The following is a 24,333-nucleotide window of genomic DNA, read 5'->3' on the forward strand; positions in this document are numbered from 1 at the left end:
AGTAGTAAGCGTTGTGAGTGCCAGCCTAGGGCCGGACACCGACAATTACTTGCCCTGTCGCAGGACCTTCGTACGCAACACGGACTCGTTGAGTCCGAGCTGACGATCCAGCTCGCTGACGGTGGCAGGCTCGGCGTTGAGGTTCACAACGGCGTAGATGCCCTCGGCATGCTTGAGGATCTCGTAAGCCAGACGACGCTTGCCCCATACATCGACCTTGTCGACGGTGCCGCCATCCTTGCGAACGACGTTGAGGAACGTATCGAGCGACGGAGCGACAGTGCGCTCGTCCAGATTGGGGTCGAGAATGACCATCAATTCGTAATGACGCATAAGACCTCATCACCTCCTGTGGACTAGTGAAAACGGCCACGGACTATCCGTGGCAGGAGGGTCGTTGCGTCAGCAACCCCTCGAAGATACACGACAGGGCCCTGACCTGCTAATTCCCTCTGGGCGCACAGTCGGGCATTCGCTCGTCATACTCTTGCACCATGCGATCCGGGGTCCGCGCCAGTCCGACGACGGTTGTCGTGGTCGTCGCGATGGCAGCAATCGGGTTGATTCTGGGATATCTGAACAAGGCCCGCTGCGCCGTCGCACCGTTCGACGAGTCCGGACGCAGCACGGTGTTCGACGTCATCAAGGACTCGTCCGTCTGCTACTCCGACATCCAGTTCCTGTGGCTCGGCCGCGATATCGACAATCACATATTTCCCTACATCCACGGGGCAATCACGAGCGATGGAATCCTCACCGGAGGGACGGTGGAGTATCCGGTTCTGAGCGGTCTGCTGATGTGGCTCGGCGCGATCCCGGCCCACACCGACGCGCAGTTCCTGTTGACCTCGGCACTGATCCTTGCACCGTTCGGGCTTCTCACCGCCTGGATGCTCGGGCGGATGGCCGGGTGGCCGGCGCTGCTGTGGTCCATCTCCCCACCCCTGGTGATGTACGCCTTCCACAACTGGGAGCTACCGGTCGTCGCCTCTGCGGTAGGTGCGATCTTCGTCATGACATTGCCGATTGCATTGCGGCGCAAGGCAATTGTGGCTTCGGTACTACTGGCGATCGGATTCTGCCTCAAGATCTATCCGGGCGCGTTCGTGCTCCCGCTCATTGCCTATGTCGTCACCGGCGGAACGAACGGTCGAGAAAAACCGGAGACCGTCCGTGGCCGCTACGACATACGCGGCGGCCTGCAGGTCGCGGGAGCCGCGATCGCCACCGTCGTCGCAGTCAACCTGCCGTTCGCCGTCATCGGTTACGAGGGCTGGCGCGCGTCGTTCACCTTCCAGTCGCTGCGCCAGGCGGACCTGACGACCAACTCCATCTGGTACTGGGGGCTGCGTCACCTCTACGTCAACGACCGCATGACGCCCGACGCGTACAACGACGCCGAAGCGTCGTTCCAGAAAGTCGTCGACGTGGCGTCGCCGCTCCTGGTGTTCGTCGCGTTCGCGCTCGCGCTGTGGCTCGGCTTCCGGCGCGCGAACGCGATCGGCACCTATCCCTGGGTCGCCGTGAGCGGGTCGATGCTGTGCGGCTTCATGCTGCTGCACAAGGTGCACTCACCCCAGTACACACTGTGGCTGCTTCCCTTCCTCGTGTTGCTTCGGATCCCCTGGGGGATCGTCGCCGCGTACTTGATGGTCGATCTGTCGATGGGGATCGGCGTGTTCAAGTACTTCGCTGCGCTGGCCTCCGGCGTCGACGCCAACGACGAGGAATTCTTCGTCCTCGTCGGAGTCTGGGGGCGAGCGCTGCTGCTGGTGGTGCTGTTCGTGGTGTTCGCCCGCGCTCGCCTGCGGTTCGCCCAACCGGGCGAAACCGACTCGGAGTCGGTAACGTCGCCTCGTTCGTCGACGACATCTGTGACGGCATCACCGAGGCACTAGAGCTTCGGGAAACAGGGCGCTGGGGGAAAAGGGCGCAGAGCGGGGCGGGGACATGGCACAGGTGTCGCAATCTCAGGGAAGTACCGAGGACGGCACTGCCGCGGTACGTCGGATCGGTTTGATCGAGGACCACGAATCCGTTGCGCTCGGCCTCAAGGCCATGCTGGCGGACGAACCCGATCTCGATCTCGTGATCATGGCCTCCACCGTGGACGAATTGCTCGCCCACCGAGAGCAGCTCGACCTGGTGGTACTCGATCTGCGCCTCGGCGACGGATCGTCTCCGCGCTCGAACGTGGAACAGTTGCACGCCGCGGGATCACGAGTGCTGGTGTACACCGGTGCCGAGAACGCATTCCTGGTTCGGTCCGCGGCACGCGCGGGAGTGCTCGGCGTGGTGCGCAAGTCCGCGCCCGCATCGGCCATCGTGTCCGCGATCCGGCGAGCCGCGAGCGGCGGGCAGGTGGTCACCACGGACTGGGCCGCGGCGATCGACGGCGATCCACAACTTCCCGACGTCGGCCTGAGCCCACGTCAACGCGAGGTGCTTGCCCTTTACGCGTCGGGCGAGAAGGCTGGACGCGTCGCCCGCCTGGCCGGACTGTCGGAACAGACCGTGAACGACTACCTCGTGCGCATCCGCAACAAATACGCCGAGGCGGGGCGTCCGGCACCGACCAAAACCGATCTGTACAAACGCGCGGTCGAAGACGGGTGGCTCCCGATGCCCGAGCTCCCCTCGCAGGACTGATGACCGGTTGGAACGCGATTCATGACGCATCCTCGGAGTTGACGGTTCAAATGCCCATAGAAATCAGGGCAGCGAGTCTGTGATCGACCTGTGAGAATGAGTCGACTCAGGTTTAGACCGTCTCAACCTGCCTCGGCCCTCGGGAGAACTGATGTCCGCACTGCTCGATCCCATGCCCTCGGAACACAGCGACTCCATCTCTGCCGCACCGCTCGCTCGCGGACTGATCAGCCTGGTGCCGCCCGCTGAGCAGCTGGACACGTTCCCCACGCGGCCCGGCCTGACCGACCGTGAGATCGAGGTACTGCTCTGCTGGATTCGCCTCGACTCCAAGACCGAGGTCGCGAAGGCACTGTTCCTGTCGCTGGGAACCGTCAACACCCACCTGACGCGCATCCGCGCGAAATACACCTCTGTCGGACGGTCCGCCCCGACCAAGGCTGCTCTGGTGGCCAGGGCCCTGCAGGACGGACTCGTCGACATCTCGGAGCTGTAAGTCTTCGAGCTGTTGCGGTTCGAGAGCGTAGGTCAGACGTGGACTTCGGTGTCCACGCCTTCGCTCTCGAGACGCTTGTTGCGTCGGATGCTGCTGATCAGTGCGGCACCGATGAAGAGGATTCCGACGAAGCCGGTGATCAGTTCGTTGATGTGCACGCCGATCGACACGAGCAGGATGAGGGCCAAGGCACCGATTGCCCAGTGCGCGCCGTGCTCGAGGTAGACGTAGTCCGACAACGTTCCCTTGCGAACGAGGAACACCGTGATCGAGCGAACGAACATGGCACCGATGAAGCCGAGGCCGAGCGCGATGATGATCGGGTCCGCGGTGATGGCGAAGGCTCCGATGACACCGTCGAACGAGAACGACGCGTCGAGGACCTCGAGGTAGAGGAACAGGAAGAAGCCGGCCTTGCCGGTCGCCTTCGCCAGTTCGCTCGGGCCGCCGGAGGACTCTTCGCCCTCTTCCTCGATGTGGAACAGTTCGCCGAGACCGTTGACGGCAATGTAGGTGATCATGCCGAGCACGCCGGAGACCATGACGGTGGATATCTTGTCGTCGTCGGCGAGGAATTCGGCGCTGAGCACGAGCAGCAGGCCCGCGACGACAACGGACAGCTGATCGAGGCGACCGATCCGGGCGAGAGGCTTCTCCAGCCAGCTCAGCCAGGTGATCTCGCGATCCTCGAAGATGAAGCCGAGGAAGAGCATCAGCAGGAACATGCCGCCGAAGGCTGCGATCTGCGGATGCGCGTCGGTGAGGAGCGTCTCGTAACTGGGCGAACCGTCAGGGAAGGTCGCGGCACCGTCGGCGGGCGGGTTGAGCGCCAGGTCGATGGCGGCGACCGGACCGAGGCCCGACGCGGCCCAGACGATGACCAGCGGGAACAGCAACCGCATGCCGAACACGGCGATGACGATGCCGATGGTGAGGAAGATCTTCTGCCAGAACTCACTCATCCGTCGCAACACGGTGGCGTTGATGACGGCGTTGTCGAAGGACAGGGACACTTCGAGCACACCGAGGATGAGGACGAGAATCATCGCCTCGAGTCCGCCGTACAAGAAGGCCACGATGACGGACACGATGGTGACCGCAATCGACCAGCCGAAGATTCTCATAACCACGTCAGTGGCCTTTCTGGCTAGGAGCAGAGCCCGCAGGCGCGACCAAGTTGGGGGACGAAACGGAAAAACCCCCGCCCATCATGAATGACGAGGCGGGGGTATCCCCAATCTTGGGAGTGCCTTTACTAGACGTTTACTCCGAAGTCCCGGGCGATGCCTGCGAGTCCGGACGCGTAGCCCTGGCCGACTGCGCGGAACTTCCACTCCGCGCCGTTGCGGTACAGCTCGCCGAAGACCATCGCGGTCTCGGTCGAGGCATCCTCGCTGAGGTCGTAGCGAGCAAGCTCGGAGTTGTCGGCCTGGTTGATGACGCGGATGAACGCGTTGCGCACCTGACCGAACGACTGCGAGCGAGCGTCCGCATCGTAGATCGACACGGGGAACGTGATGGTCTCGATCTCCGGCGGCACAGCGGCGAGATCGACCTTGATCTGCTCGTCGTCTCCGTCGCCTTCACCGGTCGTGTTGTCCCCGGTGTGCTCGATGGAGCCGTCGGGAGACTTCAAGTTGTTGAAGAACACGAAGTGCCCGTCGCTCAGGGCCTTCTTCGTCGAGTTCAATGCGATGGCGCTGGCATCGAGGTCGAAGTCGGTGCCCGTCGTCGTGCGGATGTCCCAACCGAGGCCGACCACGACCGCGGTCAGGTTCGGTGCTGCCTTGGTGAGCGAGACATTGCCACCCTTGCTGAGGCTGACGCCCATTGAGAGGTCCTTTCGCAATTGGTTTCCCGTTACGGGTACAACCGTAGTGGGAATGTCCGGTTTCTGGACGTACTCGACCAACGAGCGCGGTGATGCGGAGGTTCCCGTCGGTAGTATCGAACAGGTGACAAGTCGCTGGCCTGGGGTGTTTCGCCGAGGTTCCGAATCGGACGCCGCCGCGCGTCGTTCCCAGGACGCCGCTGTCGCCGCCTTTCTCGACATGGACAAGCGACAGTCCATCGCATCCGCCGGCGTCGAGGCATCCACCGCGCTGCGTCCGGAGGACGGACTCGCCCGCCGATGGTTCGATACCGAGAAGCTGTGTTTCGACGCGGGAGCGGCGTATCTCGCTGCCGTCGAACAGTTCGACGGAATCACCACTGCCGCCGCCAGGTCGGCATTCGACAACGCGACGCGACTGCTCCACGACGCCAGTGTCGCCGTCGACCGTTTCTACGAGGCTCATCGCGGGACTCTCGAGCACGCCTCTGCACAGTTCGCGGCCACCCCGCGCCTGGTGCAGGACGCGCTGGCCGAGGCGGACGCTGCGCGGTCCACCGTCGACGAGCAGTACGCCACCTATCCATCACTGCGGCAGGCCTGGAACGAACTGGATGCCGCCACAACACAATTGAACGATGTTCGACGGGATCCGCTGCGTGCGCGAGAGCAGGCCGCCGTCGTCCGGGACAGATCCACTGCGTTGCGCGAGGCGGTTCGCTCGGCTCCCGGACGTCAGCAGGAGGCCCGGACCGCACTGGTCTCGGTGCGGACCCGAATCGAAGCCGTACGAACGAGATCCGAGGGGATCGCGCCGGCCTTCTCGAGTCTGCTCCGCGAATTCAATGCCAAGAGTTCGGCAGATCTGTCGCACAACGAACGATCGAGTGTGCGCCACATCGAGCAGGCCGACGAGGATCTACGAGCGGCCCGTTCGGCGCTCGACACGGGCAACCCCGAGCAGGCCTTGGATCTCGTCGCCCAGGCCCGGTCGCACCTGACCGATGCCGAGCACCTGGTCGACGCCGTCACCGATCGAGTTCGCCTGCTGCGCGCAGTCAAAGCCGATCCGAGCGAGACCGAGAACAAGGTCCGGTTCAAACTTCGTGACGCTCAACAACTCGCGATCAATCGCGGTCTGGTTGCCGAATGGGGCTCGGTGCTGGATGCTCAGCTCGCCCGGATCGACAGGGCGAGCAACGCACTGACGGGTACCCATCCCGACTACTGGTCATATCTGCAGGATCTGGCTACCATTTCGGACTTCATCGCAGGCGTGATCGAACGCATGCGCAGCTAGCACCGACCGCATTCACACGAAGGATCATGGTGCAACACTTTCGCCATCTCGACGCCGACACCCGCGAACGCATGTTCTTCCTGCAACCGGAGGACATCGCGGTCAGTGACGGAAACAACGTCGTAGCAACAGCACTCGGTGCGACGCTGTACATTCCCGCGACCCGTGCGGACCTGACCGCGACGGTGCACAAGCGCACCGACGAGGGCGTTCGATCGATCGTGATCGATCTCGAAGATGCAGTCGCAGATCATGATCTGCAGTACGCGGTGGAGAACACCATCCGAACTCTGAACGAACTCTCGGGTTCGAATGCACTGGTGTTCGTCCGAGCCCGCACGGCCCAACAGATTCGGACGGTCTGCGCCGGTCTGACTCCTGGGGCCGCTGGACTTGCCGGATTCGTCGTACCGAAGTTCACCTCGGCAACCGGAGCCGAGTACCTCGACGAGATTCTCGCCGCGTCCACCGCGCACGACACCCGCTTGTTGGCGATGCCGGTTCTCGAGTCGGCCGAGGTGGTCCACCGCGAAACACGCGACACCGAACTCGTTGCCATCCGAGAACTACTGGGAAAATACCGAGACATCGTGCTGGCCGTCCGCATCGGAGCCACCGACATGTGCGGCACCTTCGGCATTCGCCGCGACCGTGACCTGACGATCTACGACGTCCGCGTCGTGGCCGACGTCATCAGCGCGATTGTCAACCACCTGGGCCGCAACGACGGATCGGGATTCGTCATCACCGGGCCGGTGTGGGAGTACTTCGCAGACCACGAACGCATGTTCCGGCCACTGCTGCGCCAGACGCCGTTCGTCGACCAGGAGGCCGTGCGTTTCCGGCAACAACTGGTCAGCAGCGACCTGGACGCACTGCTGCGTGAGGTCGCCCTCGACCGCGCCAACGGTATCCAGGGCAAGACCGTCATCCATCCATCCCACGTTCCTGCCGTGCACGCATTGTCCGCAGTGACGCACGAGGAATACCACGACGCCCTCGACATTCTGGCCTCCGACCAGGGCGGCGCGCAGGCCTCCGGCTACCGGAACAAGATGAACGAGCTGGGACCACATCGCAATTGGGCGAAACAGACGATGGTTCGCGCCCGGGCATTCGGGGTCACCAACGAAGGGATCACGTTCGTGGACCTCCTGACGGCGCTGGCTCAGCGATGACCGACAACCCGGCCGACGGCATCGTCCTGACCGACACCGGCTCCTCGTCGTCGTGGACGGCACGACAACTGGTGCGTCCCGGCCTACGTCGCAATCCCCGACGGGCACACCTGTTGGTGTCCACTGTGCTCGGCAAACACATACCCGTGGATCCGGACGTCGTCATCGGTGCCGGCGATGAATTGGCCGGCCTGGTCGCTGCGGCGGTCGGCGGCTCCGACGTCGATGTTCTCGGATTCGCGGAGACGGCAACGGGATTGGGTCACACGGTGGCAACCGCCCTCGATGCGCGCTGCTATGTGCACTCCACCCGCCGCACGGTATCGGGCATGACGGTGCACGGTGAGTTCGAGGAAGGGCACTCGCACGCCACCGACCATCTGCTGATGCCGACCTCGGCGGACCTGCTCGGCGGCGAACTACCCCTCGTTCTCGTCGACGACGAGATCTCGACCGGAGCCACCGCGCTCGATGCGCTCCGCCAGATCCATTCCACGGCTGCGCGTTCCCACTACGTCATCGCATCCCTGGTGGACATGCGTACCGCCGAGCATCTCGACGCGACCGCAGCAACGGCCACCGAACTGGGCGTCGTGATCGACAACGTCAGCCTCGCTCAGGGATCGGTCGAGCTGGAACCCGGGCTCGTGGAGACGGTTCTGAGCCTCCCCGATCCGACGTTCAATCCGGTTGCTACACAACCCGGTTCGGTACGCCGCATCGACGCGCCCTGGCCCGCAGCTCTACCCGAGGGCGGCCGCCACGGCTTCCTCAGGTCCGATGCGGCCGGGTTCGCCGACGCGATCGAAGCGGTCGCGGCCACCGTCGACGCGTCGCTCCCCGACTCGGGTGCCGTCGTGGTCGTCGGGCACGAGGAGCTGATGTACCTGCCGTTACGCCTGGCGGCAGCGCTGCAACGACGCGGACACAGCGCACTGTTCCAGACGACCACCCGCTCGCCCGCCTACGTACTCGACGTGGCGGGCTACCCACTGCGCCGGGGCTTCGAATTCGCAGCGCCCGAGGACGAATCCTCTCTGCGCTACCTCTACAACGCCGACGCGCCGGCCGGCTCGACCCTGGTGTTCGTCGCCGATACCCCCGCGGATACCGACGCACTCACCGCCGCGGCGGAGACACTCGCGGCGGCGGGCACCGACGTGCTGGTCGTGGTCGTCACCGGTGCCGATCCGCAGGCGCTCGAGATCGCCAGACGCGCCCGTCCGCTGCGTGGGCCCGAGTTCGGCTCGTACGCGCCGAACGAGGTGACCTGGCTACTCAAAGACCTGTCAGGGATCTCGCTGGAAGCGGCAACGGCGGAGCGCGAGAGGGCGATTCAGGCCGGCACGGCGCACTATGCCGAATCGCTGCCGGTGGAATACCAACCCGATCTTGCGTATCGCGAACTGTTCGAGAAGGTACTGCACGAGAGTGCGGCGCGGCTCGCGGTCGCCGTCGGAACCGTCACCGAGGTGGTGCTCGCCGAGCGCGGACACGACATCGTGCTCGCGTCACTGGCCCGGGCCGGTACTCCGGTGGGAATTCTGATGCGGCGCTGGGCTTTCGCCGCCCACGGCATCGAGATACCGCATTACGCCGTCTCGATCGTGCGTGATCGGGGTATCGACAGCGTCGCTCTGCGCTACCTCGCCGAGCACCACGATTCACGCTCGGTGGTGTTCGTGGACGGCTGGACCGGCAAAGGTGCCATCGCACGCGAACTCACAGCGGCACTACGCGACTTCCCTGGGGCGGACTTCGACGACGATCTGGCCGTGCTCGCCGATCCCGGACACTGCGCTCGCACCTACGGGACCCGAGACGACTTCCTCATCGCCTCGGCCTGCCTGAATTCGACCGTCTCGGGCCTCGTTTCGCGAACTGTACTCAACGACAGCCTCATCCGGCCGGGTGATTTCCACGGCGCGAAGTACTACGCAGACCTCGCTCCCGACGATGTCTCGGGGCACCTACTCGACGCGGTGACGGCTCGATTCGACGACGTGCGTGACGAGGTCGCGGAGACGGTGTCGTCGGTGCTCGCGTCCGACAGAACCTCCACCTGGTCGGGATGGGCATCGGTGGAGAAGGTCCGCCAGGAGTACGGCATCTCGCACGTCAACTTCGTCAAGCCCGGTGTCGGCGAGACCACGCGGGTGCTGCTACGCCGAGTACCGTGGCGCGTGTTGGTACGCGACGCGAATGCTCCGGAGCACCAACATATTCGGATGCTCGCCGAAGCCAGGGGAGTACCGGTCGACGTGGTACCCGACCTCGCCTACTCGTGCATGGGTCTGATCAAGAACGTCTCGACCGAGGATGCCTCGTGAGCGCCCTCATCGCCGTCGACCTCGATCGCACGATGATCTTCTCCGAAGGCGCGCTCGGTGTGCCACTGGACGAGACGTTCGAGTGCGTGGAGGTGTACGAGGGTAAACCGCTGTCGTACATGAGCACTCGGTCCATGTCGCTGCTCCGCGGGTTGAGCGAGAGCGTCACCGTGGTTCCGACGACGACGCGAACCATCGAACAGTTCCAGCGCATCGACTTGCCGGGTGCCCCGTGGCGGTACGCCATCACCAGCAACGGTGGCAACATTCTCGTCGACGGTGAGCCGGATACGGCCTGGCGCAAGGGCTTCGATCTGGACCTGGCCGGCATCGGCGCAGAGTTGAGATCGAGGGTCTCCAAGGACTGGGTACTCAAGTACCGCGAGGCCGACGGCCTGTTCTGCTACCTCGTCGTCGACGTCACCGCCGTCCCACCGGACTTCGTCTCGGACTGGTCGCAGTGGTGCGCGGCACGCGACTGGAACGTGTCCCAGCAAGGCCGCAAGATCTACACGATGCCCAACGCGGTGTGCAAGAGCTCCGCCGTGGCCGAGGTCCGTTCCAGGCTGGTTCAGGACGGTTCCCTGGATGCCGAGGCCGGCGTGTTCGCTGCCGGTGACGGCGCGCTCGACGCCGAGATGCTCATGGCCGCCGACGAGGCAGTTAGGCCGCGGCACGGCGAGCTCGAACTGCTGGGGTTCACCCGCCCCGGGTTGACCGTCACCGATTCCTCCGGCGTGCGGGCCAGCGAGGAAATTCTCGACTGGCTGCGGAACCGAACCACTGCGCACCGCGTCTAACAGTTCGTCGGGGGGACAGGCGCGTGGCAAGGGGTGGGCATGGCGAATCCGTACGAGGAACTCGAAGCGACGATCGACGGGATAGTCACCAACATATTCGTGACCCCGGTGGGGCCCGAGCTCGTCGGCACCATGCTCGGGGAGGCGTTCGAGAAAGCGAACGGAGCTTTCGACTACCGCGGTGACTACGAACCCAACGAAGTGACGATCACCGAACCGTTCGAGGTGATGTCACACGAGGACATCGCGGGCATGGTCGGGTCGTTGGCCATCGGTCCCATTGCGACCTCGTCGAAGAACTGGAACGACCTCTCGGCCGCCGCCGGCTCCGGATCCGACGGCTTCCGAACGGGTATCGAGGCGGCCATGGCGTCGGGCTGGTCCGGGCCGATGTCCGACGCCGTGCGCGGCGGCGTGGGCGATTACGTCTCGTCGGCGTCCGCGCTGGCCACGTCGATGAGCCTGATCGGGAACAAGCTGCTCGAAGCACACGCGGGATTCGAGCAGACCAAGTCGAGAATGCCGCCGGTGGTCGCGTCCGAGAGCAGCACCCTGATCGGTTCCCTGCTCCCCGTTCCGTTCGCCACGAAAACGGCGACGGCTGTGCAGGAGGAGCAGCAGAACGAAGCGCGCCGGATCATGCGATCGGTGTACGTACCGGGCGTGGTGCTGTCCGACACCAACGTTCCGGTGCTGCCGACGGCGCACAATCCCGTCGACGGCGGAGGCGGTGGTCCCACCGGCGGCTGGGCAGGCGGTTTCCCGGCAGGCAATTATCCGGCCGCCAGTGGGAGCGGCGGTGCGACGTCCGGTGGGGGCGCAGGCTCGGCAGGAGCCGTCGATCCCGCAGCGCAGTCGGCTACGCAGCAGACCGATGCCGGCACCGCGACGCCTGGACAATCGGGCCCCGGGCAACCGGGTTCGAGTCCATCCGGACCGCTGCCGCCTGCAGATCGATCCGGGGAAACCCGAGCCGCCGCAGCCGGTGGCCCCGGAAATGCTCCCGGGGGACTCGGAAGCAACGTGGGAGGCGGCGGATCCTCGGGGACAGGCTCCCCGGGCTCCGGCTACGGCGGCTCGGGCTACAGCGGCTCCAACTACGGCGGCTCCAACTACGGCGGCTCGGGCTACAACGGATCCGGTGGCGGTGCGGGTTCCGGTGCAGGTTACGGCGGCTCTGTTCTCGGGTCTCCGATCGGTCCCGGCGGTTCCAGCGGCGGCCCGGGCGGCGCGGGTGCGGCGGCGGCCGGTCGAGCAGGGGCTCACGGTATGCCCGGAGTGGGCGGTATGGGCGCGGCGGGAGGTCGTGGCACCGGCGACAACGACGGAGAACACACCACCCCCGGCTATTTGATCGACGTCGGCAACGGCAGCGAACTGATCGGCGACCTGCCACTCGTCGCACCCCCTGTGCTCGGCGGCTGACGGTGACGCAATGGACCGTGCGCGGGATGGATTTCGCGATGCTCTGCAGTCGTTTCGGACGGGATCGGCTGCCCTACCCTCTGGCCGTCACCGTCGACGTCGATACCGAGGATCAGCTCCGACGGCTGCGACGCGAAGCGTCGGCGAGGATCGACGCGCTGGTGGACGAGCGGCTCGAGGCAGCAATCGGAGTGGTGATCGACCCCGCTGTACGCATCGAATGCCGAAGCGACACACACGCTCTCGGGCAGAGCCCGGTGCGCGTTCATGCAGCGGTGACCCACGATCTCGCGGTTGTCCTCACCCAACGACCTGGGCCGGACTGTTCGGTCACGATCGACACGGTGACCCCGGCATCTGCCCCCGTACGGATCGCCGAGTCCGTGCCGACCGTGCAGGCCGGACGCCGTGCGGCCGCCACCCTCGAACATCCCTGCACTGCAACCACATCGAGCGGAGCAATCCTGTCCACGGCCACTCGAAACGCGACTGCGGACGAGAAATTCGAGGCGTTCTTCGCCCGACCGCGATCGGCAGTCGGCGAGGTGATCGTCGCGCGCGGTGCCACCTACGACCACCGCCGCGATACCGATGCCGTCTCGTTCTTCTGGATGGACTTCGACGGGGACGGCCGCTACCTCGTTCGGTCCCACGCGTCGATCGACGTCGTGCCCGCCGATTCCACCCGATTCGTCGCCGAAATCGGGCGACAGTTGGAGTCGGCCTTACGCCGATGACACAGCCCACCCCTTGACACCGTATCGATTTTCGATAGGTTATCGATATTCGTTGTTATCGACTATCGATATGGAGGCGGCGGGATGGCATACGGACTGGGTTCCATGAGGACCAACAAGTGGGCGATGGTGTTCTACGGAGCACTGGCCGTGGGCTGGACCGGCTGGAAGATGTGGAAATACCACTCCTCGGACTACGTCCTTGCCACGGTCGAACCCGAGTGGAACACCCCGCCGGTGGAGTTGTTCGGAGGCCAGTTGCAACCGGGGAACTCGGTCGAGCTGAGCGTCCCGAAAGCCGAAATCGTACGACTGCTGGGCTTCATCGACGTGATGCGCTACGGATCCCTCGCCGTCGGACTGGTGATCATCCTGGTGGGCCTGCTGTTCTTCTACCGCTTCTGCGATCGCGTCATCGCCGGGAATCCCTTCACCAACGCCGCACGCACCGACGTCGTAGTGATCGGCGCGTGCATTCTCGCCTACCCCATCATCACTGGGTTCATGAACATGCTGGGCACCAACAGCGTCGTCGGTGCGCTCGAGCTGAGCGGGACCGTGGACACCGCTCGACCGGCCACCGGTCTCTGGATCGCAATCTTCGTGTCCACGTTCCTGCAATTCGTCTACGCCACCATCGCCCAGGGCTCCAAGCTCGCTCGTGATGCCGATGGTCTGGTCTGATGGCCGAGGAGTTGGTCGACCATCTCGTCGTGTGTCATCTCGGCGAGATCCTCGAAGCCCGCGGCATGACGCTCGCCGAGCTGTCGCGTCTGGCGGGGGTCAGCGTCGTGAATCTGTCGGTACTCAAGAACGACCGCGCCAAGGCCATCCGATTTTCCACCCTGACCGCGGTTTGCCGGGTGCTCGGCTGCACCCCGGGTGACCTGTTCACCCTCCGCCAAGTCTGACCTGTACGCCGTCGCAGCCACACCAGACGGACAAATCGACCAAGTACATTGGATGACGGTAACCAGCACTTCGAGAGAGAGTCCACCACATTGTCTGCTCCGGCCGGTCAACCGTTGTCCAAGGGTCAGAACGGCCCCCTCACCGTCGGCGACGTCGTCGTGTCCATCGTCCTGGCGGTGCCGGCCGACCTGTCTGCGCTTCTGGTCAACGACGCCGGAAAGGTGCGCACGGACGCCGATTTCGTGTTCTTCAATCAGCCGACCGGTCCCGGTGTCCGACTCGAACCCGGGCAGGGCGGGCTGGCGCGGCTCGCCGTCTCACTCGGCGCCGTTCCGTCCGACATCGAGCAGATCCGTGCGGTCATCACCCTCGACGACGCGTCGAGCAACTTCGGCCGATCGGCACCCCCGGTCGCGCGAGTCAGCGACACAGCGGGAAACGTGTTGTACGAGTACACGATCGAGGGCCTCAGCTCCGAATCCATCGTCATTGCGCTGGAAATCTACCGCCGTCAGGGGAGCTGGAAAGTTCGTGCCGTCGGGCAGGGTTACGCGGGTGGTTTCGCTGCGTTGGTGACCGATCACGGTGTCTCCGTGGACGACGCGCCGGCTCCGGCACCCACACCGCCCCCTGCACCGCCGACGCCACCCGCCCCGGCCGCGCCACCCGCTCCGCCCGCACCGGTTCGCTCCGAGGCTCCGGAAGTCAGTCTCACCAAGTCCAAGCCCGTCAGTCTGTCCAAGGGCCAGAAGGTCACGCTGCGCAAGGACGGCGGCGTGGCCCTGACGGTGATTCGCATGGGTCTCGGCTGGGATCCGGTGACGACACCGAAGAAGGGTGGACTGTTCGGCGGCGGAGGCCGTGCGGCGAACATCGACCTGGACGCGTCGGCGATCATGCTGGCAGATCGCAACGTCAACGATGTCGTGTACTACGGCCAGCTCAACGCCAAGGACGGGTCGATCACGCACAAGGGAGACAACCTGACCGGCGAGGGTGAGGGCGACGACGAGGTCATCGTCGTCGATCTGACGCGGGTACCCCAGCACGTCACCGGCATCGTCTTCACGGTCACCTCGTACCGCGGCCAGACGTTCGAGCAGGTTGCCAATGCGTTCTGCCGGCTGGTCGACAACACCACCAACACCGAACTCGCCCGCTTCACCCTGCAGGGCGGCATGCCGTTCACGGGATTGGTGATGGCAAAGGTCTACCGCCAGGGCAGTGAATGGAAGCTACAGGCCATCGGCGACGGCATCCAGGCCAAGCACGCCGGTGAAGCCGTCAAGCAGCTCGGCCGCTATATGTGACCGCACGCCGACCGGTTCGATCTGCAGCGCCGTCGAGTACGCCACCGAGCGGGTCGACGGCGCTGCCGTTTCGAATGAGATCCTCCGACGGCCGGTAGATCTGCCGAACGATCAACGCGCACAAGCCGATCACTGCGATATCGCGCACGACCACGGTGGCGGTGAACCACTGTTCGGGCAGACCCTTGTTGTCCACGCCCAGGTAGTAGTACATCCGGGGGAACCAGACGAACGCGTCGATTGCCATCCACGCCAACAGGATTCGACGATGCGGTAGAGCCAGCACCGCGAGAGGGACCAGCCACAGCGAGTACTGGGGACTCCACACCTTGTTGGTCAGCAGGAACCCGGCCACCACCAGGAATACCAACTGGGCCAGCCTCGGCCGGGTCGGAGCCGTCGTACCGATGTAGGCGATCAGCGCACACACGACGGCGAAGAGCAGCAGCGTGACTGCGTTGAGAACCATCGGCTTGTCCCCCGGATAGAGGGGGCCGTCGAAGCCCGTCCATCCGGTGAAGGAAGTGACGACGTTGTACAGCGAATCGGGGTCGGCTCCGCGCTCGGAGTTGAGCCGGAAGAACTCGTACCACCCCGTCGGATACAGCAGGGCCAGTGGAAGATTGACCGCAAGCCAGGCCCCGAGGGCAGCCGCTGCGGTCAGCCCCCACTCGCGCATGCGGCCGGCCCGCCAGCACAACACCAGCAGCGGCCCGAGGAACAACAGAGGATAGAGCTTGGTGGCACCGCCGAGACCCAGCAGTATGCCGGCCAGTACGGGCCGCTTCTTGGCCCAGGCCAGCAGACCGGTGAGCGCGAATGCCGTTGCGAGAGCGTCGAAGTTGGTGAATCCATGCACGATCACCAGCGGTGAGGCAGCCACCAGGGCAGCGTCCCAGATGCGTCGCCCCGCCGAGATCGCCGTCGCCCACACGGTGACCAGCCACGCGACGGCCAATCCCAGAGCGACGACGTTGAAGTAGACGACCACAGGCAGGGCTTGCGGCAGGAAACTCAGTGAGTTCCATGCCTTTCCGACGACCATCGAGCCGTACTGGTACAGGCCGGCAATGACCGGATATTCCATGTACCGGATCTGACTCGACCCGTCGGCCTTCGTTTCTTCCCAGGACTTCTTGTACGGAAACGCGCCTTGGTCGAGCCGCTCGGCACCGTAGAGCGGCACGGTGTCCGAATAGCACATCGCCACGTACTGGCGACTGCCGCTCCAGTCGAGTCCGAGTTCACCGTTCGGACCCACCGGTGCCTGTTGAATGCACGCTGCCTTGGCGAACCAGCCGAAGCAGAGAAAGACCACAGCGAGCAACAGGATGACCCGCAGCGCAGTGAACCACCGTTGCCGACCGACCAGAGCGTGCGCGCCCACCGGCCCGCCGATGACCGAGGACAGTTCCTCGGTCATCGGATCGGTACGGCTGGGTGCGTCACGGTCCGTTGCACTCGCCGTGTCCAGGCGACCAGGACTGGCAAGGGCTCTGCCCTTGCGCTCGGGTTCGGTCGTCACCGTTCGGTGCTACTGGCCGGGAGTCGCCGGTTCGGGGGCTGCCGGCTCGGGTGCTGCCGGTGGCTGTGCGGGCTGAGCCGGGGCCAGACCCGGCAGCGGAATGGTGACGCCCGGCAGAATCTCGACCTGACGCGGCGTGATGACCACCGGCGGCGAAATCTCCGTCGGGATCGGCAGAGTCACGGGCGGCGGCGCGGACGGAGCCACCGTCGTGACCGGGGCAGCCGGTGCCGAGTACTGCGGGACACCTGCCTGACCGGCGATGGCCTCGGGCGTCGGGAACGTCTCGTTCGAGGTGCCCTCGAGCGTGCCGTCCATCGTCGCCTTCCAGATGTCCGACGGTATGCCCGATCCGTAGATCGGACCGCCGTAACTGTTCTCGAGCGGCAAGCCCTGCTCGGTACCGACCCACACCGCCGTCGACAGTGACGGGGTGTACCCGACCATCCAGGCGTCCTTGTTCTGCCCGGTATCACCGAGCTGCGCGGTACCGGTCTTCGCCGCCGATTGACGACCACCCGCGAGGTTGTGACCGTTGGAGTAGCCGGCGATCGGACGCATCGCCGACGTCACGTTGTCGGCCACCGCCGCCGAGACGACCTGCTGACCGGCCTCGGGTGCACGATCGAGCAACACCGTGCCGTCGGCCGTGACGACCTTCTGCACGAAGTGCGGGGTGTGGTAGACGCCGGAGGCTGCCAGTGTGGCGTAGGCCGAGGCCATATCGATCACCCGCGACTGGTACTGGCCGAGCACGATTCCGTAGTTCGGGCCCGCGTTGTCGGGCTCGGTCAGCGTGGGGCCGACGCCCTCGATCTCCTGCGGGATACCGAGCTTGTGTGCCATGTCCGCGATCGCCTGCGGGCCGTTGTCCATGCCCAGCATCATGCGGTAGAAGCTCGTGTTCAGCGACCGCTTGAGGGCTTCGGCGATGGTGCACGTGCCACAGGATTCGCCCTCGACGTTGCTGATCTGGATGCCGTTGACGTCGAGCGAGGAACTGTCGTACATCTTCGACAGCGGAATGCCTTGGTCCAAGGCAGCGGCGAGGCCGAACACCTTGAACGACGATCCGGTCTGCAACCCGGACTGAGCGAAGTCGAAACCGCGCCCGTCCGCGCCGCCGTAGTACGAGCGGACCGCGCCACTGCGCGGATCGATCGACACCGACGCCGTGCGCAGCTCCGACGGCTCACCCTGCAGGTTGTTGTCCACGGCCTCGACCGCGGCGGCCTGCGCCCTCGGATCGATCGTCGTCGTGATCTGCAGACCCTCGGTGTTCAGATCCTGATCACTGACCCCGACAGCCGACAATTCACGCAAAACCTGCGCCTTGATCAGACCGTTGGGACCTGCGTCGGCGGCATCGCCCGAATCGACCTGAGAAATGGGGACCCACTGCGGATACTGCATCGCCGCACGCTGAGTCGCATCGAGCTGGCCCTGCGAGACCATGCCGTCGAGCACGTAGTTCCACCGCGACTGAGCACCGGTGGGGTTGACTTCCGGATCGAGTCCGGACGGCTGCTGGATGGTCGCAGCCAGTACTGCGCCTTCCTCGACCGAGAGCTGATCCACGGATTTGCCGAAGTACGCCGTCGACGCGGCAGCGATGCCATAAGCGCCACGACCGAAATAGATGGTGTTCAGATACGCCGCGAGAATGTCGTCCTTGGACCATTGGCGAGCCATCTTCGACGAGATGACCAGCTCCCGCATCTTGCGCGTCAACGTCCGCTCGGAGCCGACCACCGCATTCTTGACGTACTGCTGGGTGATCGTGGAACCGCCGCCCGCGCTGTCACGTCCGAGCACGTTGTCGCGCAGGGCACGGCCGAAGCCGGTCACCGAGAACCCGGGATTGGAATAGAAGTCGCGATCCTCCGCCGAGAGCACGGCGTTACGTACGTGCTCCGGAATCTGGTCGATCGTGACATCGGTTCGGTTGCCCTCGGGTGGCACCACCTTGCCGAGCACGCTCGACCCGTCGGAGGCGAAGATCGTCGCAACCTGATTGGTCCTGAGGTCACCGGGCCGCGGGACGTCCACCAGCGTGTACGCCACCATGAACAGCAGAATCGGCACTATCAGGCCCAAGGCGACCAACGCATACAACGTGCGTCGAACTACCCGCCACTTGGATTTCTTCTTCGTTTTCGCGGCGGAACCTCTTTCGGGGGGCTCGGGCGGTTCGTTGCCCGAGGAGCTAGCTGATGGATCGTTCGGTTCGTGTGGCGGCGGGACGGATCCCGATCGGGTGACACCTGCCGCGGCGTAGCGACCGTCACCGGACGGGCGACCCTGCGGTGGCATCGGACGCTGACCCGGAGGCGGACCCGGACGTTGGCCGGCGGGAGGCATCGGCGGTCGACCCTGCGGTGGCATCGGACGCTGCCCAGGAGGGGGCCCGGGGCGCTGACCCGGAGGAGGCACCGGACGCTGACCCGGAGGTGGCATCGGCGGTCGACCCTGCGGTGGCATCGGACGCTGCCCGGGAGGCGGTCCGGGGCGCTGACCCGGAGGCGGTAGCGGACGTTGGCCCGGTGGGGGTACCGGACGACGTCCGGGCGGATCGGAATGGCGGCTGCCGCGCGGTGGTCCGGGCACGTCGGGGCGCCGTCCGGAGTCGCTACGGCCAGGTTCGTTGTTACCCGGGTTGTTGTCGTAGGGGGAACTCACGTACGAATCTCCAGTAATCTCGGCGGCCGCGTCGAATTCTCGGTGGCTGGGTTCAGCGAAGCGATTGTGTCATTCACTCGCAGTTCGACGGTTCGGTTGACGGGATCCCGATCGTGGGCGACGGGGTTGCTTGGGTGCGGGCACGGCCCCGAGGACGTAGGACTGGACGAGGTGATTCCAGCTGCACGAGCGGCAGACCTCGACCACATGGACCGAAAATTCCTCTTGGGTGGCAGCCAGCCGGCCGAGTTCGTCGGCCGTTCTCGCGGAGCCGGACAGGGGTCCGAGCTTCTCGCCGAACACCCACGACACCAGCGTGAGCTGCTCCTTCCGGCAGATCGGGCACACTACGTCGCTGCCGCGGCCGTGGAACTTGGCGGCACGTAGAAGATAGGGATCTGCATCGCAGACCGCTGCCACGCCCGTCCTACCGGAGTAGACCTCGGCCAGCAGCGACCGACGCTGAAGGGCGTAGTCCACCACCTGTCGCTGAAGTCGCACGAGAACCAGAGTACGTGCGGCAGTGTCGATGGAGACCTGCGATCCCCGCCTGGACGACGATCGACCCCCATTCCTGGGCCGAGAAACTATGCTCCACCTGTGCCGACGCGACTGTCACCCAGTACGCGAGCGCGTGATGTGGATCGCACCGATACTTGCGCCACGTTGGACGAAGCACTCGCCGATGGCCAGCTGTCCGATTTCGAGCACGCCGCAAGGATCGATCTGGCGAAGGAAGCCGACACGATCGCCGATCTGCACGCCCTCATCGAGGACCTTCAGAACGACACCGATCTGCCGCCGATGGCCGACCCGATCGAGTTCGCGCATCCGATCACGACGGCAAAGGGCTCACGCCTGGGCTTCATGGCCGTCGCGGTCCCTGCCGTTGCCGCACTCGTGGCGCTCACATTCGGCATTCGCGCGTGCTCGAACACCGATGACCCCGAATCGGGTCTCGGGTCGGCCGGGTACAAGAATCCTGCAGTCGTCGTGGACATCGTCGATGCACTGCAACAGAAGATCGGCACGTCGGTGGTCGACAGACTCGGTTTGTACGACGACTACGCCGTCATTTCGGCACCCGCACCCGGCGTGCCACAGAAACAGGTCAGCTACACCTATCGCAACGGCGTGATCGGCGACTACGACGACAATTTCTCGAGCACCCGCGACTTCGACGAACCTCAGATCGACCTGGCGACGGTCGATCTGACGAAGGCAGCGGGGATCATCGCCGGTGCCCGCGAGAGCTTGAACATGAGTCGCATCGACAGCTACAACGTGAGCTTCCACGGCAGCGACAACGGTCCGCAAATTTCCGTCTCCGCCGACAACACCGATCAGGAAAGCGGAACTCTCCTATTCGATCCCGCAGGCAACTTCCTGCGTGTCACGCCGTTTTCGTTCGGCTGATGTGTCCGGAAAGGAGGCCGCATGATGGCACAACGACCCGATTTTCGCGCCCGTGAAATTGACCGCGCGCTGACCGCCACCGTTCTGGATTCCGCATACGCCGACGGCCAGCTCACCTTCGACGAGCACCGCCTACGCAGCGAACGTGCGCGGGTGGCCATCACCCTGCGTGATCTGCGACGACTGGTCTCCGACCTACAAATCGACGTCGACCTTCCGGAACCACCGCCGCGAACATCCGAACCGAAGAACCGGCTACTGCTGGCACTCGGCTCGGTCGTCATCGTGACTGTAGGGCTGGTGGTGTTTCTGTCGACCAGGACCGGCGAACAACCGGTTCCGGCTGCTGCCGTCGTCGCGTCCACGACGACGCGCAGCGTGACCCCCACCGTGCCGATGGACCTGCCGGTCGACGTCACCCCGATCATCGCCCGTCCCTTCGTTTTCGACACGGCAGCCGGACTCGACGATTTTCGAGAACGCTACGTGGAACGCTTCGGCAGTTCGCAGGTTCTCGAGGTGTTCGTCCAGATGGACGGCAACCGTGCCGATGTCTATCGCCCGACGGCAGAGGGCCGACGAGAGCGCGTATTCGTCTCCGGGGGGTTCGAGGTGTATCACGAGACCGAGCCGCCCGAGGAACAAGAGGCGCTCTTCGATTGGGCCACAGTCGATTCCGCGGTTCTGGCAGGCCTCGTCGCGGGAACGCCCGAGGCCGTCGGGGTCCCGGACGCCGCCGTCGAATACGTCATGATCACCGGCTCCCGCGGTGAGCAGCGCATCTCGATCACCGCACACAACGACGACGACCAGGGCGGCCGCGTCGAAGCGGACTTCGCGGGCAACATCGTCTCGGTAAGCCGATAGACGCCGCGAATCATGTTGCGTGTCGGCTACTTCGGGCTCTCGTGCGTGATGGCGCGGTAACCGGTTGCCCCTGCCCTGTCGACTGCGGCCTTGACGACGCCGAACACCGCACCGTGGACGGCTGCCGCGATCAGCACCTCTCGGACGGAGCGATTCAGATCCTTCGGGTCGGGGGCCGCCGCGTCGTCGTCGCCGACGTGCTTCCACACCTGCTTGAACACCGCGCCGGCCGCCAGCCCGCCGAGCACACTCGTCGCCAACGACATCGGTCTGTAGAACGCCTTCGATACTGCACTCATCGAAACACCTTTCTCGTACGTCGGCGACGAAGAAGAACCGTCACCAACACTGCGGTCACAACGAAGCCCACGGCCCCTGCGGCAGTGCCGGGCCTACTGCGCACCGCATCGGAGGCACGTGTCGCCTGTCGAGAGGCCTCGTTGCCCACTCGAGTGGGGATGTCGGCTTTGGCCGCGAGAGCGGCGACGGTGTCGGCCAGTTCGGAACGCTGTTCCTCGATGCTGGGCGGCTGATCGGAGTTGCCGGAAACACTGTGGGCCGGTGAGTCGGTCATCGGATGCCCTCCTTCACTGCGGTGATGTCGTCGCCGATACGTGCTGCGGTGTCCGCGGGAATCGGCGGCAAGGCCTTCTTTGCCCGTGACGCGCCGACTGCGGCCAGGATGCCCCCGATCGCCAGCACCACGATCGCGACGATCAGCGCTGCGAGCCATGCGGACAACACTGTTGCCAGTCCGAGCACTGCGGTAGCGATCAAGGTGGCGAGCCCGAGGAACAGCAGCAGCGCACCCGCGCCGGAGATTCCGACGCCTACCCCGAGGCGGCTTCCCTTGCTCTTGACTTCGGCGAGTCCGGCGTCGATCTCGGTCCGGACGAGCGTCGAGACCTGAGTAGTCAGTCGCTCGATCAGCTGCACCGTCGACAGGTCCGCCACGTGGGAGCCCCGCTCGGACTCGGCGTTCGACAGTGGGGGCGGTTGATCGTATTCGTGCATGATGCGCTCCTTCGATGTAGTGCCGTCCTGTGTCGATACCCGCGAAGGACCCCGAAAAACACGTCCGCAAATGCCGGTTCGCGCGATGTAACCTGCCATTGGTTTGTCACTTCATGTATCGGCGCGATACATTCTCCGATAGTGTGGCTCATCGCATCGCCAGGATGTGATCGTTGGATTCGAGAAGGGGGAGTTGCATGCTCGAACTCGCAATTCTCGGACTGCTTCTCGAATCACCCATGCACGGTTACGAGCTTCGCAAGCGGCTGACCGGCCTGCTCGGAGCATTTCGTGCGTTTTCGTACGGATCGCTGTACCCGGCGCTCCGTCGACTACAAACCGACGGGCTCATCGCCGAGGACGCCGGTCCCGAACTGCTCGTGAAAAGACGAGCAAAACGGGTGTACGTGCTCACCCCCCTCGGCAGGGAACGATTTGCCGAACTGGTGGCCGACACCGGACCGCAGAACTACACCGACGACGGATTCGGCGTACATCTGGCCTTCTTCAGTCGAACCCCGGCAGAAGCTCGGGTCCGCATTCTCGAAGGCAGACGACGCCAGGTCGAGGAGCGCCGAGAAGGCCTCCGCGACGCTGTGGCCAAGGCGAACGGAACACTCGACCGCTACACCCGGCAACTCCACCAGCTCGGTCTCGAATCGAGCGAACGCGAGGTGCGCTGGCTCAACGAAGTCATCGCAGCCGAGCAAGCCGCCCCCAACCCAGCACCGTCCCACACAGCACCAAACAGGACAGTCAAGACAGAAGGAGAACCCGACCATGGGTGAGAACAACAACGCAATCCGCGTGGCCATTGTGGGTGTGGGCAACTGCGCCTCATCCCTGGTCCAGGGTGTCGAGTACTACAAGGACGCAGACGAGAACGCCACCGTTCCCGGCCTGATGCACGTCATGTTCGGCAAGTACCACGTCCGCGACGTCGAGTTCGTCGCCGCGTTCGACGTCGACGCCAAGAAGGTCGGCTTCGACCTCTCCGAGGCCATCTTCTCCAGCGAGAACAACACCATCAAGATCGCCGACGTGCCCCCGAAGGACGTCCACGTCCTGCGCGGACCGACCCTCGACGGCCTCGGAAAGTACTACCGCGAGACCATCACCGAGGCCGACGGCGAAGCAGTCGACGTCGCACAGGCACTGCGTGACGCCAAGGTCGACGTCCTCGTGTCCTACCTCCCCGTCGGATCCGAAGAAGCCGACAAGTTCTACGCACAGGCCGCCATCGACGCAGGCGTCGCCTTCGTCAACGCCCTCCCCGTCTTCATCGCCTCCGACCCCGTCTGGGCCAAGAAGTTCGAGGACGCTGGCGTCCCCATCGTCGGCGACGACATCAAGAGCCAGGTCGGTGCCACCATCACCCACCGCGTCATGGCGAAGCTGTTCGAAGACCGCGGCGTGCAGCTCGACCGCACTATGCAGCTCAACGTCGGCGGCAACATGGACTTCCTCAACATGCTCGAGCGCACCCGCCTCGAGTCGAAGAAGATCTCCAAGACCCAGGCCGTCACGTCGAACCTGCAGAAGGAATTCAACGCCAAGGACGTCCACATCGGACCGTCCGACCACGTCGGCTGGCTCGACGACCGCAAGTGGGCCTACGTGCGCCTCGAAGGCCGCGCCTTCGGTGACGTTCCCCTGAGCCTCGAATACAAGCTCGAGGTCTGGGACTCGCCCAACTCCGCCGGTGTCATCATCGACGCAGTCCGCGCCGCGAAAATCGCCAAGGACCGCGGCATCGGTGGACCGGTCATCCCGGCTTCCGCCTACCTGATGAAAAGCCCGCCGAAGCAGCTGGCCGACGACGTCGCTCGCGAACAACTCGAAGCCTTCATCATCGACGCGTAAC

Annotated in this window: 25 protein-coding genes; 16 read left to right on the forward strand and 9 right to left on the reverse strand. The window is 64.8% G+C overall.

Annotation, left to right across the window (positions count from 1 at the left end; all coding sequences use genetic code 11):
* Nucleotides 1-45 precede the first annotated feature (45 nt).
* The gene (rpsF, locus tag JLZ96_RS13065) at nt 46-333 is read right to left on the reverse strand and encodes a 30S ribosomal protein S6 (protein WP_008711385.1); all 288 of its coding nucleotides are present in this window, start codon (nt 331-333) and stop codon (nt 46-48) included.
* Nucleotides 334-494: 161 nt separating this feature from the next.
* On the opposite strand from rpsF, the gene JLZ96_RS13070 reads away from it, so the two are divergent.
* The 3 genes from JLZ96_RS13070 (at nt 495) to JLZ96_RS13080 (ending at nt 3,145) form a co-directional block, all read left to right on the forward strand.
* A complete protein-coding gene (locus JLZ96_RS13070) occupies nt 495-1,898 on the forward strand; it encodes a glycosyltransferase family 87 protein (RefSeq protein ID WP_201010307.1) in 1,404 nt (467 codons plus the stop codon).
* A 52-nt stretch (nt 1,899-1,950) separates the two neighbouring features.
* Complete coding sequence (locus tag JLZ96_RS13075; protein WP_048318943.1) at nt 1,951-2,649, forward strand: response regulator; 699 nt, start codon at nt 1,951-1,953, stop codon at nt 2,647-2,649.
* Nucleotides 2,650-2,800: 151 nt separating this feature from the next.
* Nucleotides 2,801-3,145 (forward strand): response regulator transcription factor, encoded by a 345-nt coding sequence (locus tag JLZ96_RS13080; protein ID WP_201010308.1) that lies wholly within the window; start codon nt 2,801-2,803, stop codon nt 3,143-3,145.
* A gap of 32 nt (nt 3,146-3,177) precedes the next feature.
* Here the strand turns inward: JLZ96_RS13080 and JLZ96_RS13085 are convergent, their stop codons facing one another.
* Together JLZ96_RS13085 and JLZ96_RS13090 are read right to left on the reverse strand one after the other, a co-directional pair.
* The gene (locus JLZ96_RS13085) at nt 3,178-4,275 is read right to left on the reverse strand and encodes a DUF475 domain-containing protein (RefSeq protein WP_032373439.1); all 1,098 of its coding nucleotides are present in this window, start codon (nt 4,273-4,275) and stop codon (nt 3,178-3,180) included.
* A gap of 125 nt (nt 4,276-4,400) precedes the next feature.
* Entirely contained in the window at nt 4,401-4,976 is a 576-nt protein-coding gene (locus JLZ96_RS13090; protein WP_027495074.1) for a TerD family protein, read from the reverse strand.
* Nucleotides 4,977-5,196: 220 nt separating this feature from the next.
* Here JLZ96_RS13090 and JLZ96_RS13095 point away from each other — a divergent pair, with 220 nt between their 5' ends.
* The 9 genes from JLZ96_RS13095 to JLZ96_RS13135 all read left to right on the forward strand — a co-directional run bounded on the left by JLZ96_RS13095 (nt 5,197) and on the right by JLZ96_RS13135 (nt 14,968).
* Complete coding sequence (locus JLZ96_RS13095; RefSeq protein ID WP_201010732.1) at nt 5,197-6,276, forward strand: hypothetical protein; 1,080 nt, start codon at nt 5,197-5,199, stop codon at nt 6,274-6,276.
* Between the two features lie 29 nt (nt 6,277-6,305).
* On the forward strand, nt 6,306-7,454 hold the full coding sequence (locus JLZ96_RS13100) for an HpcH/HpaI aldolase/citrate lyase family protein (protein ID WP_032382656.1): 1,149 nt from the start codon (nt 6,306-6,308) through the stop codon (nt 7,452-7,454).
* Nucleotides 7,451-9,784 carry a phosphoribosyltransferase gene (locus JLZ96_RS13105; RefSeq protein ID WP_201010309.1) on the forward strand — a complete coding sequence of 778 codons (2,334 nt, stop codon included), beginning with the start codon at nt 7,451-7,453 and terminating at the stop codon, nt 9,782-9,784. Before JLZ96_RS13100 ends, JLZ96_RS13105 begins: the two co-directional genes overlap by 4 nt.
* A complete protein-coding gene (locus tag JLZ96_RS13110) occupies nt 9,781-10,584 on the forward strand; it encodes an HAD family hydrolase (RefSeq protein ID WP_201010310.1) in 804 nt (267 codons plus the stop codon). The genes JLZ96_RS13105 and JLZ96_RS13110 overlap by 4 nt, the downstream gene beginning before the upstream one ends.
* 39 nt (nt 10,585-10,623) lie before the next feature.
* Nucleotides 10,624-12,009, forward strand: a complete 1,386-nt coding sequence (locus JLZ96_RS13115; RefSeq protein ID WP_201010311.1) for a PPE domain-containing protein — start codon at nt 10,624-10,626, stop codon at nt 12,007-12,009.
* A 2-nt stretch (nt 12,010-12,011) separates the two neighbouring features.
* The gene (locus JLZ96_RS13120) at nt 12,012-12,746 is read left to right on the forward strand and encodes an ESX secretion-associated protein EspG (protein ID WP_201010312.1); all 735 of its coding nucleotides are present in this window, start codon (nt 12,012-12,014) and stop codon (nt 12,744-12,746) included.
* Between the two features lie 84 nt (nt 12,747-12,830).
* Nucleotides 12,831-13,430: a hypothetical protein gene (locus JLZ96_RS13125; RefSeq protein WP_236253939.1), complete on the forward strand. Its 600-nt coding sequence runs from the start codon at nt 12,831-12,833 to the stop codon at nt 13,428-13,430.
* Nucleotides 13,430-13,657: a helix-turn-helix transcriptional regulator gene (locus tag JLZ96_RS13130; RefSeq protein WP_201010313.1), complete on the forward strand. Its 228-nt coding sequence runs from the start codon at nt 13,430-13,432 to the stop codon at nt 13,655-13,657. The genes JLZ96_RS13125 and JLZ96_RS13130 overlap by 1 nt, the downstream gene beginning before the upstream one ends.
* 90 nt (nt 13,658-13,747) lie before the next feature.
* A complete protein-coding gene (locus JLZ96_RS13135; RefSeq protein WP_236253941.1) occupies nt 13,748-14,968 on the forward strand; it encodes a TerD family protein in 1,221 nt (406 codons plus the stop codon).
* Here JLZ96_RS13135 and JLZ96_RS13140 read toward each other — a convergent pair.
* From JLZ96_RS13140 to JLZ96_RS13150, 3 genes are all read right to left on the reverse strand, one after another.
* Nucleotides 14,943-16,391, reverse strand: a complete 1,449-nt coding sequence (locus tag JLZ96_RS13140) for a glycosyltransferase family 87 protein (protein WP_052053643.1) — start codon at nt 16,389-16,391, stop codon at nt 14,943-14,945. The two genes, JLZ96_RS13135 and JLZ96_RS13140, sit on opposite strands and share 26 nt — an antisense overlap.
* Nucleotides 16,392-16,502: 111 nt before the next feature.
* Nucleotides 16,503-18,878, reverse strand: coding sequence for a transglycosylase domain-containing protein (locus JLZ96_RS13145; RefSeq protein WP_371828001.1), 2,376 nt, complete (start codon nt 18,876-18,878; stop codon nt 16,503-16,505).
* Between the two features lie 363 nt (nt 18,879-19,241).
* The gene (locus JLZ96_RS13150) at nt 19,242-19,673 is read right to left on the reverse strand and encodes a DUF5318 domain-containing protein (protein ID WP_027495064.1); all 432 of its coding nucleotides are present in this window, start codon (nt 19,671-19,673) and stop codon (nt 19,242-19,244) included.
* Between the two features lie 99 nt (nt 19,674-19,772).
* On the opposite strand from JLZ96_RS13150, the gene JLZ96_RS13155 reads away from it, so the two are divergent.
* Both JLZ96_RS13155 and JLZ96_RS13160 read left to right on the forward strand, forming a co-directional pair.
* Nucleotides 19,773-20,588, forward strand: coding sequence for a DUF1707 domain-containing protein (locus JLZ96_RS13155; protein ID WP_236253943.1), 816 nt, complete (start codon nt 19,773-19,775; stop codon nt 20,586-20,588).
* A gap of 21 nt (nt 20,589-20,609) precedes the next feature.
* The gene (locus JLZ96_RS13160; protein WP_201010314.1) at nt 20,610-21,455 is read left to right on the forward strand and encodes a DUF1707 domain-containing protein; all 846 of its coding nucleotides are present in this window, start codon (nt 20,610-20,612) and stop codon (nt 21,453-21,455) included.
* A gap of 26 nt (nt 21,456-21,481) precedes the next feature.
* Here JLZ96_RS13160 and JLZ96_RS13165 read toward each other — a convergent pair whose 3' ends face one another.
* Genes JLZ96_RS13165 through JLZ96_RS13175 form a run of 3 tightly spaced genes read right to left on the reverse strand, consistent with a single transcriptional unit; the run spans nt 21,482 to nt 22,469 of the window.
* Entirely contained in the window at nt 21,482-21,754 is a 273-nt protein-coding gene (locus tag JLZ96_RS13165) for a DUF4235 domain-containing protein (protein WP_032370038.1), read from the reverse strand.
* Nucleotides 21,751-22,029 carry a DUF3618 domain-containing protein gene (locus tag JLZ96_RS13170; protein ID WP_032370039.1) on the reverse strand — a complete coding sequence of 93 codons (279 nt, stop codon included), beginning with the start codon at nt 22,027-22,029 and terminating at the stop codon, nt 21,751-21,753. The genes JLZ96_RS13165 and JLZ96_RS13170 overlap by 4 nt, the downstream gene beginning before the upstream one ends.
* Nucleotides 22,026-22,469: a phage holin family protein gene (locus tag JLZ96_RS13175; RefSeq protein ID WP_236253945.1), complete on the reverse strand. Its 444-nt coding sequence runs from the start codon at nt 22,467-22,469 to the stop codon at nt 22,026-22,028. Before JLZ96_RS13175 ends, JLZ96_RS13170 begins: the two co-directional genes overlap by 4 nt.
* 197 nt (nt 22,470-22,666) lie before the next feature.
* Here JLZ96_RS13175 and JLZ96_RS13180 point away from each other — a divergent pair, with 197 nt between their 5' ends.
* Together JLZ96_RS13180 and JLZ96_RS13185 are read left to right on the forward strand one after the other, a co-directional pair.
* Nucleotides 22,667-23,257: a PadR family transcriptional regulator gene (locus tag JLZ96_RS13180; protein ID WP_027495058.1), complete on the forward strand. Its 591-nt coding sequence runs from the start codon at nt 22,667-22,669 to the stop codon at nt 23,255-23,257.
* Nucleotides 23,250-24,332 carry an inositol-3-phosphate synthase gene (locus tag JLZ96_RS13185; protein ID WP_027495057.1) on the forward strand — a complete coding sequence of 361 codons (1,083 nt, stop codon included), beginning with the start codon at nt 23,250-23,252 and terminating at the stop codon, nt 24,330-24,332. The genes JLZ96_RS13180 and JLZ96_RS13185 overlap by 8 nt, the downstream gene beginning before the upstream one ends.
* The last annotated feature ends 1 nt before the right edge of the window (nt 24,333 follow it).

It is taken from the genome of Rhodococcus sp. NKCM2511, from assembly GCF_014905595.1.
In the GTDB taxonomy this organism is placed as follows: Bacteria; Actinomycetota; Actinomycetes; order Mycobacteriales; family Mycobacteriaceae; genus Rhodococcoides; species Rhodococcoides fascians.

Bases quoted from the DNA above. Each gene is read 5' to 3' on its own strand.
- rpsF (WP_008711385.1), bottom strand. From the start codon at position 333: ATGCGTCATTACGAATTGATGGTCATTCTCGACCCCAATCTGGACGAG.
- JLZ96_RS13070 (WP_201010307.1), top strand. From the start codon at position 495: ATGCGATCCGGGGTCCGCGCCAGTCCGACGACGGTTGTCGTGGTCGTC.
- JLZ96_RS13075 (WP_048318943.1), top strand. From the start codon at position 1,951: ATGGCACAGGTGTCGCAATCTCAGGGAAGTACCGAGGACGGCACTGCC.
- JLZ96_RS13080 (WP_201010308.1), top strand. From the start codon at position 2,801: ATGTCCGCACTGCTCGATCCCATGCCCTCGGAACACAGCGACTCCATC.
- JLZ96_RS13090 (WP_027495074.1), bottom strand. From the start codon at position 4,976: ATGGGCGTCAGCCTCAGCAAGGGTGGCAATGTCTCGCTCACCAAGGCA.
- JLZ96_RS13095 (WP_201010732.1), top strand. From the start codon at position 5,197: ATGGACAAGCGACAGTCCATCGCATCCGCCGGCGTCGAGGCATCCACC.
- JLZ96_RS13105 (WP_201010309.1), top strand. From the start codon at position 7,451: ATGACCGACAACCCGGCCGACGGCATCGTCCTGACCGACACCGGCTCC.
- JLZ96_RS13115 (WP_201010311.1), top strand. From the start codon at position 10,624: ATGGCGAATCCGTACGAGGAACTCGAAGCGACGATCGACGGGATAGTC.
- JLZ96_RS13125 (WP_236253939.1), top strand. From the start codon at position 12,831: ATGGCATACGGACTGGGTTCCATGAGGACCAACAAGTGGGCGATGGTG.
- JLZ96_RS13130 (WP_201010313.1), top strand. From the start codon at position 13,430: ATGGCCGAGGAGTTGGTCGACCATCTCGTCGTGTGTCATCTCGGCGAG.
- JLZ96_RS13140 (WP_052053643.1), bottom strand. From the start codon at position 16,391: ATGACCGAGGAACTGTCCTCGGTCATCGGCGGGCCGGTGGGCGCGCAC.
- JLZ96_RS13145 (WP_371828001.1), bottom strand. From the start codon at position 18,878: ATGCCACCGCAGGGTCGACCGCCGATGCCTCCCGCCGGCCAACGTCCG.
- JLZ96_RS13160 (WP_201010314.1), top strand. From the start codon at position 20,610: ATGATGGCACAACGACCCGATTTTCGCGCCCGTGAAATTGACCGCGCG.
- JLZ96_RS13165 (WP_032370038.1), bottom strand. From the start codon at position 21,754: ATGAGTGCAGTATCGAAGGCGTTCTACAGACCGATGTCGTTGGCGACG.
- JLZ96_RS13170 (WP_032370039.1), bottom strand. From the start codon at position 22,029: ATGACCGACTCACCGGCCCACAGTGTTTCCGGCAACTCCGATCAGCCG.
- JLZ96_RS13175 (WP_236253945.1), bottom strand. From the start codon at position 22,469: ATGCACGAATACGATCAACCGCCCCCACTGTCGAACGCCGAGTCCGAG.
- JLZ96_RS13180 (WP_027495058.1), top strand. From the start codon at position 22,667: ATGCTCGAACTCGCAATTCTCGGACTGCTTCTCGAATCACCCATGCAC.
- JLZ96_RS13185 (WP_027495057.1), top strand. From the start codon at position 23,250: ATGGGTGAGAACAACAACGCAATCCGCGTGGCCATTGTGGGTGTGGGC.